The following is a 14854-nucleotide window of genomic DNA, read 5'->3' on the forward strand; positions in this document are numbered from 1 at the left end:
TCTGTCCTATCGGCCTTCGGAGATGAAACCAAGCAGATCGTGGCGGGTGATGACGCCGACGGGCTTGCCGTCGTCGATCACCATGAGCGCGTCGGTGTCGCCGAACGCCTTCGTCGCGGAGGAGATCGATTCGCCGACACCGATGTTGGGCAGCGGCGGGCTCATGTGCTTCTCGACGGAGTCAGCGAGGTTGGCGCGTCCTTCGAAGACGGCGCTGAGCAGCTCGCGTTCGCTGACCGAACCGGCGACCTCACCGGCGGTGACAGGCGGCTCGGCACCGACCACAGGCATCTGCGAGACGCCGTATTCGCGAAGGATCTCGATCGCGTCGCGCACGGTTTCCGACGGGTGGGTGTGCACGAGTGCCGGCAGGTCGCCGGTCTTGCCGCGCAGCACGTCGCCGACGATGGAGTCGTCGGGCTTGCCGTCGAGCGGGGCGCGCAGGAAGCCGTAGGACGCCATCCACTTGTCGTTGAAGATCTTCGACAGGTACCCGCGACCACCGTCGGGCAGCAGGACCACGACGACGGCGTCGGGGCCTTCACGCTCGGCGACCTCGAGAGCCGCGACCATGGCCATTCCGCACGACCCACCGACGAGCAGGCCTTCCTCGCGGGCGAGGCGACGGGTCATCTCGAACGAATCGGCATCGGAGACGGCGATGATCTCGTCGGGGATGGCGGGGTCGTATGCGGCCGGCCAGAAGTCCTCGCCGACACCTTCGACGAGGTACGGGCGACCGGTACCGCCGGAATACACGGAGCCTTCCGGGTCGGCGCCGACGACCTTGACCTTGCCGCCCGACACCTCCTTGAGATAGCGGCCGGTTCCGCTGATGGTGCCGCCGGTACCGACACCTGCGACGAAGTGTGTGATCTTGCCGTCGGTGTCGTTCCAGATCTCGGGGCCGGTGGTCTCGTAGTGGCTCTCGGGACCGCCGGGGTTGGAATACTGGTTCGGCTTCCAGCCACCGGGGAGTTCACGGGCAAGCCGGTCGGAGACGCTGTAGTAGCTGTCGGGGTGCTCCGGCGGCACCGCGGTCGGGCACACGACCACTTCGGCGCCGTAGGCCTTGAGCACGTTGCGCTTGTCTTCGCTGACCTTGTCGGGGCAGACGAACACACACTTGTATCCGCGCTGCTGGGCGACGAGGGCCAGGCCGATGCCGGTGTTCCCGGAGGTCGGCTCGACGATCGTGCCGCCGGGCTTCAGTTCGCCCGAGGCCTCGGCCGCGTCGATCATCTTGACGGCGATGCGGTCTTTCGAGCTACCGCCGGGGTTGAGGTACTCGATCTTCGCTGCCACCAGCGCCGATCCGGGTTTGACCACCGAGTTGAGTTTGACCAGGGGGGTATTGCCGATGAGGTCGACGACAGAATCCGCGATGCGCATACCACCATGTTCTCAGACCGCGGTTGCTCGGGGCGTGGTACCCGTCCCGTATCAGGCGAAACGACCGGCCGGGCCGGACACCACAACGGCCGGACCACCCTGCGGATGGCCCGGCCGTGTGTGCTGGGAACTAGTCGCTCTGGAAGTAGCTGAGCAGTCGAAGGATCTCGACGTACAGCCAGACCAGGGTGACGGTGAGACCGAACGCCACACCCCACGCGGCCTTCTCCGGCGCCTGGGCGCGGATCAGCTGATCGGCTGCGTCGAAGTCCAGCAGGAAGCTGAACGCGGCGATGCCGATGCACACGAGGCTGAAGATGATGGCGAGAGCGCCACCGTCGCGCAGGCCGAGTCCGCCGTCGATGAAGAAGCCCGCGACCAGATTGCCGAGCGCGAGAATCAGGACACCGACGAGAGCGCCGACGATCATGCGGGTCAGCCGCGGGGTGACGCGGATCGCGCCCGTGCGGTAGACGATGAGCATGCCGAAGAACACACCGAACGTGCCGAGGACCGCCTGTGCGATCAGTGTCGAGCCACCGGCACCGCCGAACGTGATGTCGGTGAACATGAACGACAGCGCGCCGAGGAAGAAGCCTTCCGCGACGGCGTAGGCCAGGACGATGGCCGGGTTGTCCATCTTGCGGCCGAACGTCGCGACGAGGACGAGGGCGAGCCCGATCAGGCCGCCACCGATCACGAAGGGCAGCGCCAGGCCGGTATTGGAGTTGACGAGGACGTATGAGATCAGCGCCGTGACGGCGAGCACGCCGAGCGTGATGCCGGTCTTGGTGACGACATCGTCGATCGTCATGGACCGCTGATCGGTGGGGCGCGCCCACGGATCGGCAGGTGCATGCTGAGGCTGCCCGAATTGCTGGGTGGCCTGAGCGGCGCCCGCTGTCGCAGTGCCGAATGAGGCGTATCCGCCGCCCTCTTGCTTGGGCAGGTTGCGGAACACCGGATTACTGGTGGTGCGCACCGTGCACTTCCCTTCTGATGGTTCGCTTCTGTCCGTTGAACCTGGTTGTCCGTTGAACGAGGCAGCCGCGGCGATAGTTCCCGTCGCGGAGCGGACCGTCTTCGAGCCGCCGAGCGGACCCGCCTTCGATGCCGCGAAGCGACCCCGGACAAACCGGACTCTACCGGGTGCGGACCGATCGGGTCACGGTGAACTTACGGTTGCGACCTGCAACTGTCGTCCTACCGACCAGTTGTTGCAGGTTGCGGTGGTAGCCGAGATTGGAGTTGTGCACGGTCCACAGTTCGCCGCCGTCCCGGAGGATGCGGGCTGCCGCCTCGAACATCTTGACCGCCACCCCGGTGTGCACCGCAGCACCGACATGAAACGGCGGATTGCACACCACGACGTCGACCGAGGCCTCGGGAAGTGAGCCGGCGACGTCGTCGCGCAAGGTCTCGATGCGGTCGGCCAGACCGTTGGCGGCCGCAGTCGCAGAGGCCGACGCGACCGCCGCGGCAGAGTGGTCGGTTGCGATGACCCGCGCCGACGGGCGGTGTCGGGCCAGTTCTGCGGCGAGAATTCCGGAGCCGCATCCGAGGTCCACCGCGACATCGATGTCCCGCGGTGTCTGCCGCAGGAAGTCGAGAAGGTATCGAGTACCGATGTCGAGGCGCGGACCGGCAAAGACGGCCCCGTGCGCGACCACTGTCAGATCGAGGTCGGACAGCGTCTCGGTGACCGGATAGCTCGGCTCACCGGGAATCGGCTCTCGGGCCGTGAGCACCCTCGACTTCTGTCGGCCTCGTGACGCACGGACCTCACCGAACGAACGTCCGAGGACGTCGTTCATCGCCACGGTGATGTGCTTGTCCCGGCCACCTGCGAACACGGTCACGTCGGGCGACGCGTGCCGGGCGACGGCCTCCGCCATCTCGGTGAGAGCGCTCAGCGAGCGCGGCAACTGCATGAGTACCACCTGAGCCCCGGCGAGGAGCTCCGCGTCGAGGCCGTGGGACGTGAAGCGATCCGACAGCCCTTCCCGGTCGGCGTTCGCGGCCAATGCGCGTTCGGCGACGATCGAATCCTGATGAACGCGCATTCCGGACGCATCGTGTCGCGCAGCGGCGCCGAGGGTGAGCGCGCCGAAGTGGTCGTCGATCACGACGACGGATCCGTCGGGCGCGGCCACGAGCGCGGAGTCCGCCTCGTCGAGAATCAGGCGGTCCGCCGCGTCGACGGCAAGCAGATTGGGCGCTTCCACATCGGGGAAGCGCCGCAACCTGTCGAACAACTCGCTGTTTATGAGCACTGCCCCTTACCGGCGTCCTCGATGGCCTGGAGTGTGTCGGCCTGTTCTTCCTCACTCAGGTTCTCCCATTCCGGGAGCTGCTGCTGAGCTTCGGCGACTGCGGCCGCGGCCACCGTGCGATCCTGGCCCCATTCCTCGAGCTCGTCGAGGTACGGGAGCATTGCCGCGCAGTTGTCCTCGTAGCTGTCGCCGAGGTTCACCGCGGGGCTACTCGGAGTGCCGGACTCGGCCGATGCGGAGGTGCTCGTGGTGGTGGTGTCCTCGGTCGAGTCGGATGACTCTTCCGAGGATCCGCACGCCGCCGCAAGCAGGACCACGCCCGCACCGAGCAGCGCCGCGAGAGTCTTCTTCATGTGTGTGTCCACTTCTCGTCGCAGTGTCGTTTTAGTCCGGGTCGTCGGCTTCGTCGACGCGCCCCGGCGGCACAAAGGTAATCGAGGCCGGTGGAGCGATCGGCGCCGGGCGTGCACCCAGCGGGACTATCCTGGAGAAACACCTGAACGAGGCAGCACGATGACCGAAAACGACCCACTCGCCACCCGAGCCGCGCCGGTCCTCACCGCGAACGAGGCCGACACCGTTCGGGCACTCATTGCTGCCGGATTCACCGACCCGGAGGAGATCGGGCGAGGCGGTTTCGGTGTGGTCTACCGATGCCGTCAGGAGTCGCTCGACCGGACCGTCGCGGTGAAGGTTCTCAGCACCACCCTCGACCCCGACAACCTCGATCGGTTCCTACGCGAGCAACGCGCGATGGGCCGGTTGTCCGGTCATCCGCACATCGTCACCGTGCTGCAGGCAGGCACCGGAGACACGGGCCTGCCGTACCTGGTGATGCACTACCACCCGCACGACTCGCTCGAGGCACGGATCCGCCGGCACGGTCCGCTGGAATGGCCCGAGGCGATCGGTATCGGGATCAAGGTCGCGGGAGCGCTCGAAACCGCGCACCGCAACGACGTACTGCACCGCGACGTGAAGCCCGGCAACATCCTCATCACCGAATACGGCGAGCCGCAACTCACCGATTTCGGCATCGCACGGGTCGGTGGGGGGTTTCGCACGTCCTCCGGAGCCATCACCGGATCGCCGGCGTTCACAGCCCCCGAGATCCTGCGCGGCGACACTCCCGCCGCCGCAGCCGATGTGTACGGGCTCGCGGCCACACTCTTCTGTGCGATCACCGGCCACGCCGCCTACGAGCGTCGGGAGGGCGAGAAGGTCGTTGCCCAATTCCTTCGGATCACGTCGGAGCCCATCCCGGATCTCCGGGGCGGAGGGCTCCCCGATTCCCTGTGCGAAGTGCTCGAACGCGCCATGTCGACCGATCCGGCGGCGCGTCCCCAGTCAGCCATGGAGTTCGGTGAGGAGCTTCGGCAACTCGAAAGCAGCTTCGGTTTGCCCGTCGATGACATGGCATTACCCGAGGACGCTCCCCACAGGTCGGCTCACGACACGCTGTCCTCGACCGCCTCGACAACCGCTTCAGGAAGTCTCCCGTCGACATCGTTCACATCGCCGTCGACTTCCCCTGCAACTCGCTTCCGACCCCCGGCCGCGAACCGGCCACTCATCGACCGCAGCCGGCTGATCGATCTGCTGCGGGCAGGCCAGCGGCGCCGCCTCACCGCGATCCACGCACCCACCGGTTTCGGTAAATCGACTCTCGCGGCGCAGTGGCGCGACGTACTCGCGGACGACGGTGTGGAGGTCGCGTGGCTCGCCGTGGACAGCGACGACAACAACGTCCTGTGGTTCCTCACCCACCTCGTCGAAGCCGTCAAACAGGTCCGACCGCAACTCGGCCGCCAACTCGCACAGATCCTGGAATCACGCGGCGACGACGCCGAACGCTACGTCCTGAGCACCTTGATCGATGATCTGCACCGCGCCGGTGTCCACATGACGCTGATGATCGACGACTGGCATCGCGTGACCTCGTCCGAGACGATCGCTGCACTGGACTTTCTTCTCGAACGCGGATGTCACCACCTCCAGATCGTCGTCACCAGCCGCACGCAGGCGGGACTGCCGCTGAGCCGCATGCGGATGCGCGACGAACTCGTCGAACTCGATTCGAGCATCCTGCGTTTCGACATGGACGAGTCCGATTCGTTCCTCCGCGAGATCGGGGGGCTACACCTCGATCGCGAGGACGTGCAGGATCTCAACAAATCCACCGAAGGATGGGCAGCAGCACTGCAACTCGCGTCGTTGTCGTTGCGCGACAGCGAGGATCCGACGGGAATGATCGAGAACATCACCGGACGACACCACGCGATCGGCGAATTCCTCGCCGACAACGTCCTTTCCACACTCGAGCCCGAGATCTACGAGTTCCTGCTGTCCACGTCGATCACAGAATCCATCAGCGGCAGCCTTGCTTCGACCCTCACCGGGAATCCACGAGCGCAGGCCATGCTCGAGGAGATCGAACAGCGCGATCTGTTCCTTCGGCACATCGACGACGAACGGGTGTGGTTCCGATACCACCACCTGTTCGTCGATTTCCTCCGCCGACGTCTCGAGCGCGACCACCCCGAGGTGATCTCGAACCTGCACCGTAAGGCTGCCGCGTGGTTCGAGCGACACCACATGCTGCGCGAAGCGGTCGATCACGCACTGGCCGCCGACGACACACAGTTCGCGGTGGACCTGGTCGCCACCGACGGCATGTACCTGATGGAACACGGCCGAATGACGATGCTGCTGACGCTCATCGAGAAACTCCCGCCCCGTGCGGTATCGGACGATCCACGTCTCCAGCTGTCGTTGTCCTGGGCAAACGGTGCACTGCAACGAGCCGGCAAGGCCAGGGTTGCGCTGAGCGCTGCACGCGATGCGCTCGGACGGAGCACGCTACCTTCGGGTGAAACTGCAGAGCTTCGTATCGAAGCGGATGTCGCCGAAGCCGCGATCCTCATGAACGCCGACCATGTTGCGGACATCGACCGGCTCATCGAGCCGTGTCTGGCGGCCGCCGACACGCTGCGTCCGTGGGTCGTGGCCGCCGCCGCCGTCTTCGCGACCTACACGTCCATTTTCCGCTTCGACTTCGTCGGTGCAGCACGGTGGCAGGAATGGGCCGAACCGTATTACCGGGGCACCCAGGGGCCATTCGCCGGAATCTACGGGCGATGCCTCGCTGGGATCGCCGCAAGTGAACTACTCGATGTGGCGACCGCGGAGAAACACTTTCGTACGGCACTGCGCATCGCACGCCGAAGCGGCGGTGTGCACTCCCACGGCGGCCGTCTCGCTGCCGCGATGCTCGGAGAACTGCTCTACGAGCAGGGACGGCTCACCGATGCCGAAGCGCTCTTCGACGAAAGTGCTCAGCTCGGGATCGAAGGTGGCATTGCCGATTTCATGATCGCGCGGTTCGCCACTGCCGCTCGGCTGAAGGTGGCGCGCGGCGATCGCGCAGCCGCCGTCGCCCTGCTGGACGAAGGCCAGCGTGCCGCAGTCACCCACAACCTTCGGCGGCTGCGCGCCCGCGTCGACAACGAACGTGTGAGGCTGGGCCTGCCCACGGCGCCACGTGAACCCCGGAAAATGCCCGCGACCGATGCGCCCGATCCCGACGGCGTCACCGAGGTGACCGCACAAGTCGAGGACGCCACCGCGATCCGCCTGTTGTACAGCAGTGGAGACCCCGATTCCATTGCGCAGGCCGTCGAGTGGGCTCGGCTGTGGCACCGGCGCACCGCAATCAACGGACGACGCCGTGCACACCTGCAGGCCGCCCGGCTCCTCACCGCATGCCTGCACGCTCATGGAAGCCTCGAGGAGGCAGAACAGATACTCGCGCCGGCCGTCGAGATCTGCGGCGACCGCGGGATGCTCCGGTACCTCGTCGACGGCGGAGCGCACGTCGTCGACGTGCTCGCGTCGCTCCGCGACAGGTTGCGTGAGGATCGATGGCCGAAGGACTGGCCCGTCGTCGACGCAGCGTTCCTCGACGAGATGCTGCGACTCACCGAAACCGGAGAAACCAGCACCGAGCTCTGAATACGGCACACTTCGAGCATGGCCAGTCTCCCCGGAGGTGTACGTACCCGATTGTGGCGCGACGGTCTGCTCGTCGCAGACGATTTCCCCCTCGACGACGTGTCCGAGCACCTGACGGACGATCGAGCGCTGGTGTGGGTCGACCTGTGCGACCCCGGACACGAGCAGCTGAGTGCGCTGGCCGCCGAGCTGACGTTGGACGAGCATGCGGTCGAGGACGCCATTGCACGCGGCGAACGCACCAAGACCGCCCGCTACCCCACCCACACGTTCCTCACCGTCTACGCGACTCACCTCGAACGGCCCTCCGGCGCAGTCGGGGGAATCGAGTCACGCTTACGCACCACGCGGGTGTCGGCGTTCGTGCTGCCACGCGGGGTCGTGACAGTGCGCCGCGGAGGACCGTTCGACCTCGACGAGGTCGTGAGCCGATGGGACGATCACGCCGATCTCATTCAGTACGGAACCGGCGCACTCCTCCACGGGTTGCTCGATGTGATCGTGGACGGCCAATTCGACACCATCCAGGCCCTCGACGATGCGATCGAGACCATCGAGGACGGGCTGTTCGGCGATACGGCCCCGACCCGCGCGACCCAGCACCGCATCTACCGACTCCGGAAGGAGCTGGTCCAGCTCAGACGTGTCGTGCTTCCGATGCGCGAGGTCGTCACCGCGATCATGCGGCACCGCGCCGACCACGGCAACAATGCAGAGCTCGACGGCTGGTACACCGATCTGTACGACCACGTGATCCGGGCGACGGAATGGACCGAATCATTACGCGACATGGTGACCACGGTGTTCGAGACCAATCTGTCGCTGCAGGACGCCCGCCTGAACACCGTCATGAAGAAACTCACCGGATGGGCTGCGATCATCGCCGTGCCCACTGCTGTCACCGGGTGGTACGGCATGAACGTTCCGTATCCGGGGTTCGGCCACGGGTGGGGTGTGCTCGTGAGCAGTGTCGTCATCGCGGGATCGGCGGGCTTGCTCTACCTGGTGTTCAAACGACGCGACTGGCTCTGACCGATGCAGCGCGCGTTCAGATCAGCGCGAGAATCAACACAACGATCAGCACCACCACGAGGAGCGCTGCGATCACCCATGTCACGGAGTTTCGGCGAGCGCCGGAATCACTACCGACGAGTTCGGGGTCCGCGTCGGGTGCGCCGCCGATCGGATCGTCTTCGCTCGGTTGAGACATGTCACCTCCTGCATCCCGCGGGTACTCAGGCAGTCTCGCACGCGCACGCCCGACGGGTGGATGTTTGCGCTCCGGCTGGTCGGGTATGCGGAGACGGCACGAAGATTCCATCGGCAATCACGAGGAGGATCGATGGCCGACTTCATCGACAAGGCCAAGCACAAGGTAGAAGAAGCGACCGGCAAGGCCAAGGAAAAGACAGGCAAGGCCACCGACGACCGCGACCTCGAGGCCGAAGGCAAGGGCGATCAGGCGTCGAGCGGCCTCAAGCAGGCCGGCGACAAGGTCTCCGACGCTGTGGACGACGTGAAGAACGCGTTCAAGAAGTGAAGTAGCGAGAGTCCCCATACGACGGTAGGTGCCAGGGATTCCCGGCACCTACCGTCGTGTCGGCCCGCCTAATCCGAAGTACCCTCGGTGCTGTCGAAGAAGTGCCAGGTGCCGTCGTTCTCGTGCTGCGCTTCCATTCGCCAGCCGAGCTCGGTGTTGTCGGCCCGCACGTCCACGAACCACGCGTGCGCGTCGTCGGCGCTTGCGATGTCCTTCGTGTCCACTACATCACCATGGGGATCGATCACTCTGTACGTTGCCATGTCGTCGGGCTTCCCGGCGGGGGCGACGACCAAACCTCGTACTGCCCGGGTCAGGTGCCGAGGCGCCCGGAGAGCAACTCCACGCGATGCAGGCTTGCCCCGTCGAGACCGACGATCTGCGCGGTCTTCCCCCTCTCCGAGTACTTCTGGAGCACCGAGTCGAAGGTCGCGACCGTCGACGCGTCCCACACTTCGGCCCCGGTGAGGTCGATGACGACGCGGTCCGGGTCGTGGGCGTAATCGAACTGGTAGACGAGGTCGTTACTCGACGCCCAGAACAGCTGACCCGACACCTTGTAGGTGCGCACGCCGTCGGCGGCGTCGACCGCCTCCACCCGCGTCATGTGCGCGACCCGGCGCGCAAACGCCACCATCGCGGTGAGTACGCCCGCGACGACGCCGACGGCGAGGTTGTCGGTGACCAGGGTTCCGATCACCGTCACGAGCATGACCAGCGTTTCGCTGATCGGCATCAGCTTCAGGGTGCGCGGGGTGATGCTGTGCCAATCGAACGTGGTCACGGCGATCACGATCATCACCGCCACGAGCGCTGCCATCGGGATCGCACCGACCACATCACCCACCGTGACGCACAGCAGAAGCAGGAACAGGCCCGCGCAGAACGTCGAGATGCGGGTCCGGGCACGTCCTTCCTTGACGTTGATCATGGTCTGGCCGATCATCGCGCAGCCCCCCATTCCGCCGAACAGGGCTGCGGCACCGTTCGCGACACCCTGGCCCCACGCTTCACGGGTCTTGTCGGAATGGGTGTCGGTGATGTCGTCGACGAGCTTCGCCGTCATCAGAGACTCCATCAACCCCACCAGCGCCAGGCCGACCGCGTACGGCGCGATGATCCCGAGAGTCTCGACTGTGAACGGCACGTCCGGGATCATCCATACGGGGAAGCCCCCGGGCAGCTCGCCCTGGTCGGCGACGTCCGGAACATCCACGCCGAACAGCACCACGATGCCGGTCAGCACGATGATCGCGATCAGTGCGGCCGGGACAGCTGTGGTGAGCTTCGGGATGAACACCACCATCGCGATACCGAACGCAACCAGCGGGTACACGAGCCACGGCACATCGAACAGATGCCCGAGCTGCGCGCTGAAGATGAGGATCGCCAACGCGTTGACGAAGCCGATCATCACCGAACGCGGAATGAAACGCATCAGTCGCGCGACACCGACCAATGCCAGCACGATCTGCAACGCGCCCGCCAGCCAGACCGCGGCGATCAAGTAGTCGAGCCCGTGCGACGCCACCAGTGGGGCGATGACCAGGGCCGTCGCGCCCGCAGCCGCCGACACCATCGCCGGGCGTCCGCCCACGAACGCGATCGTGATGGCCATGACGCACGATGTGTACAGCGCCACCTTCGGGTCGACGCCCGCGATCACCGCGAACGAGACCACCTCGGGAATCAGCGCCAGGGAAGTGACCAGCCCGGCGAGGATTTCGGTGGTCAACCTCCGAGGCGAGCGGAGAGTCGAAAGGACGGTATTCACCGCTGAAGTCTAGGCACGCCCGCCGTGGCGTCGCGCGTCACCGCGGTGCCGGGTGTAGAGTTGGACCATCGACCGGTTCGCGACATCCGGACATCTTCCCCGATACGGACCTCGATGATCATCCCCCGAGCTGCACGCTCCTGGTTCTGCGTACCCCGCACCCGCGTGTACCTCGTCAACACCTGTAGTGATCGAAGCAGTACCCGAAAGGACCCATATGAGCCAGAGCACCGAAGACACCGGCCCGCTGTTCCTGCAGCCGGTCAATCCGAACCAGCCCGAGCCCGAAGTAGTGGAGGCCGAGCACCAGACTTCACCCGAGCCGTTCGACTACACGTCGATCTTCTCCTCGCGCGGAGCCTGAACCACCTATCTCCTCGCAAACTCGGCGAGTGCCTCCGAAACCGCTTCGAGGCGCCCGTCGTTCCGCTCGCCGGCTGCGGTGAGTACGTCGATGTGGTTGTAGCCCGACAACACGACCGGCACGTCGTCCGGATGTTCCACCGGCAGTGCGATACCTCCGCTGCCCTGCAGCGTGAGAATCGGATGCCGCGCGACCCCGTCCCTGTGGATGTGATGCGTCGCGAACGACCCCGCCGACGACAGGGCCAGATCCGACGGCAGCGGGGGGCGATGCTTTCGAATGCCCCCGCCCCCTCGAGAATTCCGGGCTGAGCGACGAAGCTGGGGCCGGCGTCCGACGAATTGACCGGCCCGTCGGCCGATCTCCAGCGAAGGTAGGACAGGCGATCGCACTGTTCCGGTCGCGGGCCGACGTACCCCGGCAGCGGCGCGGGAATCGTGACCGCCGAGCCGATCACCTCGCCGGCGAGCGGCGCTGTGGAGGTGTACGCCGTCTCGGTTCTGCCGTCCCGAGCGGAGGCATGTGGGGAGATGCCGGCGGCGAATGCCGTTGCAGTCGCGAGAACCACCCGGATTGCACTGCTGCCCATCGCCGCCCGTCGCCATACGGCGGCACAAGCAAGGCCCGCAGACAGAAACACCAGTTCGGGAGGCTGCTTCCGTCCGCAGACGTTGTGGTTGTGCGGTACGGATTCCAATGCCGCCCCGATCAGCGAATCCACGCACTCTGCGATGTTCCGTAGACATCGCGTGCGACGCTGTGCCAAGATCATCGCCACAAATAAAAAGGTGCCCGCCGCGAGCTTGGACCCTCGCGACGGGCGTCGTCCGACTTACCAAAGGAGTCGAACGTGGCACAGCTTACCCATGCCCGATTACAGGGCGGAATCAGACGTGGCCCACGCCTGGCCGACAATTTCACTGTCCTCTCCAACACCGTCATCAACGACGACCGGCTGAGTTTTCGCGCCAGGGGCCTGCTCATCATGTTGCTCAGCAAACCTGCCGATTGGCACATCCGCTCCGAGTCGATCGCCCGCCACTCCCCCAGGGAAGGCCGCGACGCCATCCGCACCGCGATGCGCGAACTCGCCGAGATCGGGTATCTGGTCATGGAGAAGTTCCAGGACGAGCGTGGCCGGTGGATCACGATCCAGACGATCTACGAGGAACCTCGCCGCGAAACCCCCGTTCCGCCGAGGCCTGGGAAACCGCCCGCCGGAACCGCCGACATCGGAAAGCCAGTCTCTCTTACAAGTACTCGGAAACCAAGGACCGAAACGAACAACGACGTGGTGGCGTCGTCGACTCGTCCTGAAACAGACGACGACCGCGTCCTCGACGCCCTCGAAGCCGCCACGATCTCCGCGGGCCTGATGGCCTCGTTCACCAGGATCAAACCGCCGCAGCGATGCGAAATCCTCGCCCTGGCGGCCCTGCACGGTGTCGACGCTCTCGCATCGGCCGCGAGAATCGCTCACCGACCGGCGAATCCGACGATGCATGTGCACGGGTGGCTGCGCCTGTGGCGCGCACTGCCCGCACCCCGGATGCCTTTGCCTCCCAGGTGCGGGCTGTGCGACGAGTACGGCTGGCTCGACGATGACGAACACGGACGCGCTGTCCGGTGCGGTTGTCGCGTGCCGGTTGCCGCTTGACTCACGCCACGCTGACGACACCACCGCACGACGTGGTCGGAATGCTCCACAGCGGAATGCTGTTGACGGCACTCACTGGGCACACGTACCCGCTCCGCAGACACGAACAACGGTTCGACAGAGTGTTCGTGTCTGATCTGGTCGCGGGTGTCGTCGCGGTGGAATTGATTCAGGTTTCGCCACTTTCGTCGACAAGGTGCGCGAGTGCAGCACGACTGGTACTCAGGCATGCGATCTTCGCGTCGAGGTCGACTATCTGCTCGCGAATCATGTCCGCCAGGACGGCATCACAACTCGGACCCCAGCCCACGGCACCACTCTGCTTGTCGAGGACGATTTTGATGAACCGCGTCGGCACGCCGGAACGGACCAGGGACCGAACCATCTCGGCCGTGTACACGTCCTCCTCCGAGTACTGCCGATACCCGTTGCCGGCACGGACGGGTGCGAGCAAACCCTGGGTTTCGTAGTACCGCAGCATCCGCGTGGGCACACCTGTGCGTTCGGAGAGGTCGCCGATCTTCATGCGCGCACCTTTCGCTCTTGACATTCACATTGATGTCAATGTTTACCGTCCTCCAATGACCGAGACAACGCAACACTCGACAAGAACTCCGGGCCGCACGAGCCCAGCCGGCGTCATTGCCGTACTCACCCTCGCAACGCTGGCGACCGTCACGGTGGAACTGGCGCCGTCCGGTCTGCTGCCGCACATGAGCACCGATCTCGGGGTGCCGCTCGGCGCCGTCGGCCTCCTGGTCACCGTGTGGGCGCTGACCATCGCGCTCGGAAGCATTCCCCTGGTCCGGGCCACTTCACGCATACCTCGGCGGACTCTGCTGTCGGCCGCCCTTACGGTGACCGCCGTCGCGAACGCCGCCACGGCACTCGCACCGAACTTCCCCGTCGCGTTTCTCGGGCGTCTGGTTGCCGCAGGCGCACACGGCCTCTTCTGGGCACTCGTCGTGACATTCGTGGCAAGCCTCGTGCGACCGGAGAAACTCGGCACCGCACTGTCGATCGTCCTGGCAGGACCCGCGTTCGCAGGCCTGGTCGCGCTCCCGGCGGCGACGGCAGCGGCGGGCGCCGTGGGGTGGCGGCCGACGCTCCTTGCGCTGTCGGTCCTGCTACTCGCGATCGCGACCGCCGTATGGGTGGTCGTCGGGGGTCCTGAGGGCAGCTCCGATGCGCCGGAACGACCGGGGCGGTGGGACCACAGCGCGCGACAAGTCCTCACCGTGGCGGTCGGTGGCAGCCTCGTGATCGCCGCCCACTTCGCCGTGTTCACCTACATCGCGCCCATCGTTGTCGACCTCGGTGGCTTCGCCCCGAGTTCGATCGCCGCGATATTGCTCGTCTTCGGTGTCGCCAATGCGGTGGGAGTCGTCGGTGCCGGGGTGGTGTCCGACCGTTATCCACACGCTGCCGCACCGGCCGCCGCTGCGCTACTCGCCCTCGGAGTGCTGATACTTCGACTCGGAGGCAACGTCACCCCGGTCTTCGCCATCGGCGTCGTCCTTTGGGGAATCGCCACCGGTGCCTTTCCGCCGATCCTCCAAGCGCGGGTCTTACGCGTGTCGACCGTGGCGTTCCGTCCGCTCGCCGGTGGGGTCGTCATCACCGCCATGAACCTCGGCATCGCAGCGGGAGCACTGATCGGAGCGACGCTGCTCAGCTCGGGAGCCGGAACGGTCGTGATCGCAGGTTTCATCGCCGCATCGTCGGGTGTGGCCGTGCTGCTATTCACAGGATCCCGACGTGACAGCTCGACCAGCGGCGGATCCGCGACCGAAGATCCCGCCGCAGATCTTCCGGCCTGACCGTCAGAAGTTCTGCCATCGAC

At 65.7% G+C, this 14854-nt stretch carries 15 protein-coding genes; 6 read left to right on the top strand and 9 right to left on the bottom strand.

Going from position 1 to position 14854, the window contains the following annotated elements; genetic code table 11:
• Positions 1 to 6: 6 nt before the first annotated feature.
• The 4 genes from Q7514_RS19070 to Q7514_RS19085 form a co-directional block, all read right to left on the bottom strand.
• A complete protein-coding gene (locus Q7514_RS19070) occupies positions 7 to 1392 on the bottom strand; it encodes a cystathionine beta-synthase (RefSeq protein WP_330134844.1) in 1386 nt (461 codons plus the stop codon).
• A 130-nt stretch (positions 1393 to 1522) separates the two neighbouring features.
• On the bottom strand, positions 1523 to 2374 hold the full coding sequence (locus Q7514_RS19075; RefSeq protein ID WP_054719427.1) for a Bax inhibitor-1/YccA family protein: 852 nt from the start codon (positions 2372 to 2374) through the stop codon (positions 1523 to 1525).
• A gap of 160 nt (positions 2375 to 2534) precedes the next feature.
• Positions 2535 to 3665: a class I SAM-dependent methyltransferase gene (locus tag Q7514_RS19080; protein ID WP_330134845.1), complete on the bottom strand. Its 1131-nt coding sequence runs from the start codon at positions 3663 to 3665 to the stop codon at positions 2535 to 2537.
• Positions 3656 to 4018 carry a hypothetical protein gene (locus Q7514_RS19085; RefSeq protein WP_330134846.1) on the bottom strand — a complete coding sequence of 121 codons (363 nt, stop codon included), beginning with the start codon at positions 4016 to 4018 and terminating at the stop codon, positions 3656 to 3658. The genes Q7514_RS19080 and Q7514_RS19085 overlap by 10 nt, the downstream gene beginning before the upstream one ends.
• Positions 4019 to 4178: 160 nt before the next feature.
• Between Q7514_RS19085 and Q7514_RS19090 the strand changes: the two genes are divergently transcribed.
• Together Q7514_RS19090 and Q7514_RS19095 are read left to right on the top strand one after the other, a co-directional pair.
• Positions 4179 to 7676, top strand: a complete 3498-nt coding sequence (locus tag Q7514_RS19090; RefSeq protein WP_330134847.1) for a protein kinase domain-containing protein — start codon at positions 4179 to 4181, stop codon at positions 7674 to 7676.
• Positions 7677 to 7694: 18 nt separating this feature from the next.
• Positions 7695 to 8708: a magnesium transporter CorA family protein gene (locus Q7514_RS19095; protein ID WP_330134848.1), complete on the top strand. Its 1014-nt coding sequence runs from the start codon at positions 7695 to 7697 to the stop codon at positions 8706 to 8708.
• A gap of 16 nt (positions 8709 to 8724) precedes the next feature.
• Here Q7514_RS19095 and Q7514_RS19100 read toward each other — a convergent pair whose 3' ends face one another.
• Positions 8725 to 8886, bottom strand: coding sequence for a hypothetical protein (locus tag Q7514_RS19100; RefSeq protein ID WP_330134849.1), 162 nt, complete (start codon positions 8884 to 8886; stop codon positions 8725 to 8727).
• Positions 8887 to 9018: 132 nt separating this feature from the next.
• Here Q7514_RS19100 and Q7514_RS19105 point away from each other — a divergent pair, with 132 nt between their 5' ends.
• Positions 9019 to 9216 carry a CsbD family protein gene (locus Q7514_RS19105; protein ID WP_054714554.1) on the top strand — a complete coding sequence of 66 codons (198 nt, stop codon included), beginning with the start codon at positions 9019 to 9021 and terminating at the stop codon, positions 9214 to 9216.
• Positions 9217 to 9284: 68 nt separating this feature from the next.
• Here Q7514_RS19105 and Q7514_RS19110 read toward each other — a convergent pair whose 3' ends face one another.
• Together Q7514_RS19110 and Q7514_RS19115 are read right to left on the bottom strand one after the other, a co-directional pair.
• Positions 9285 to 9479 (bottom strand): hypothetical protein, encoded by a 195-nt coding sequence (locus Q7514_RS19110; RefSeq protein ID WP_330134850.1) that lies wholly within the window; start codon positions 9477 to 9479, stop codon positions 9285 to 9287.
• Between the two features lie 50 nt (positions 9480 to 9529).
• Positions 9530 to 10990, bottom strand: coding sequence for a SulP family inorganic anion transporter (locus tag Q7514_RS19115; protein WP_330134851.1), 1461 nt, complete (start codon positions 10988 to 10990; stop codon positions 9530 to 9532).
• Between the two features lie 217 nt (positions 10991 to 11207).
• Here Q7514_RS19115 and Q7514_RS19120 point away from each other — a divergent pair, with 217 nt between their 5' ends.
• Positions 11208 to 11354 carry a hypothetical protein gene (locus Q7514_RS19120; protein ID WP_330134853.1) on the top strand — a complete coding sequence of 49 codons (147 nt, stop codon included), beginning with the start codon at positions 11208 to 11210 and terminating at the stop codon, positions 11352 to 11354.
• A gap of 5 nt (positions 11355 to 11359) precedes the next feature.
• Here the strand turns inward: Q7514_RS19120 and Q7514_RS19125 are convergent, their stop codons facing one another.
• Entirely contained in the window at positions 11360 to 11494 is a 135-nt protein-coding gene (locus Q7514_RS19125) for a hypothetical protein (protein WP_330134854.1), read from the bottom strand.
• 710 nt (positions 11495 to 12204) lie between these two features.
• Between Q7514_RS19125 and Q7514_RS19130 the strand changes: the two genes are divergently transcribed.
• Positions 12205 to 13011, top strand: a complete 807-nt coding sequence (locus Q7514_RS19130; RefSeq protein ID WP_330134855.1) for a replication protein — start codon at positions 12205 to 12207, stop codon at positions 13009 to 13011.
• A gap of 169 nt (positions 13012 to 13180) precedes the next feature.
• Here the strand turns inward: Q7514_RS19130 and Q7514_RS19135 are convergent, their stop codons facing one another.
• Positions 13181 to 13537 (bottom strand): MerR family transcriptional regulator, encoded by a 357-nt coding sequence (locus tag Q7514_RS19135; RefSeq protein ID WP_330134856.1) that lies wholly within the window; start codon positions 13535 to 13537, stop codon positions 13181 to 13183.
• A 55-nt stretch (positions 13538 to 13592) separates the two neighbouring features.
• Here Q7514_RS19135 and Q7514_RS19140 point away from each other — a divergent pair, with 55 nt between their 5' ends.
• Positions 13593 to 14831 carry an MFS transporter gene (locus tag Q7514_RS19140; protein WP_330134857.1) on the top strand — a complete coding sequence of 413 codons (1239 nt, stop codon included), beginning with the start codon at positions 13593 to 13595 and terminating at the stop codon, positions 14829 to 14831.
• Positions 14832 to 14854: the final 23 nt, after the last annotated feature.

The sequence above is a fragment of the Rhodococcus artemisiae genome (genome assembly GCF_036327795.1).
GTDB classification, from domain to species: Bacteria; Actinomycetota; Actinomycetes; order Mycobacteriales; family Mycobacteriaceae; genus Rhodococcus; species Rhodococcus artemisiae.

Bases quoted from the DNA above. Each gene is read 5' to 3' on its own strand.
- Q7514_RS19070 (WP_330134844.1), bottom strand. From the start codon at position 1,392: ATGCGCATCGCGGATTCTGTCGTCGACCTCATCGGCAATACCCCCCTG.
- Q7514_RS19085 (WP_330134846.1), bottom strand. From the start codon at position 4,018: ATGAAGAAGACTCTCGCGGCGCTGCTCGGTGCGGGCGTGGTCCTGCTT.
- Q7514_RS19090 (WP_330134847.1), top strand. From the start codon at position 4,179: ATGACCGAAAACGACCCACTCGCCACCCGAGCCGCGCCGGTCCTCACC.
- Q7514_RS19095 (WP_330134848.1), top strand. From the start codon at position 7,695: ATGGCCAGTCTCCCCGGAGGTGTACGTACCCGATTGTGGCGCGACGGT.
- Q7514_RS19100 (WP_330134849.1), bottom strand. From the start codon at position 8,886: ATGTCTCAACCGAGCGAAGACGATCCGATCGGCGGCGCACCCGACGCG.
- Q7514_RS19105 (WP_054714554.1), top strand. From the start codon at position 9,019: ATGGCCGACTTCATCGACAAGGCCAAGCACAAGGTAGAAGAAGCGACC.
- Q7514_RS19110 (WP_330134850.1), bottom strand. From the start codon at position 9,479: ATGGCAACGTACAGAGTGATCGATCCCCATGGTGATGTAGTGGACACG.
- Q7514_RS19120 (WP_330134853.1), top strand. From the start codon at position 11,208: ATGAGCCAGAGCACCGAAGACACCGGCCCGCTGTTCCTGCAGCCGGTC.
- Q7514_RS19135 (WP_330134856.1), bottom strand. From the start codon at position 13,537: ATGAAGATCGGCGACCTCTCCGAACGCACAGGTGTGCCCACGCGGATG.
- Q7514_RS19140 (WP_330134857.1), top strand. From the start codon at position 13,593: ATGACCGAGACAACGCAACACTCGACAAGAACTCCGGGCCGCACGAGC.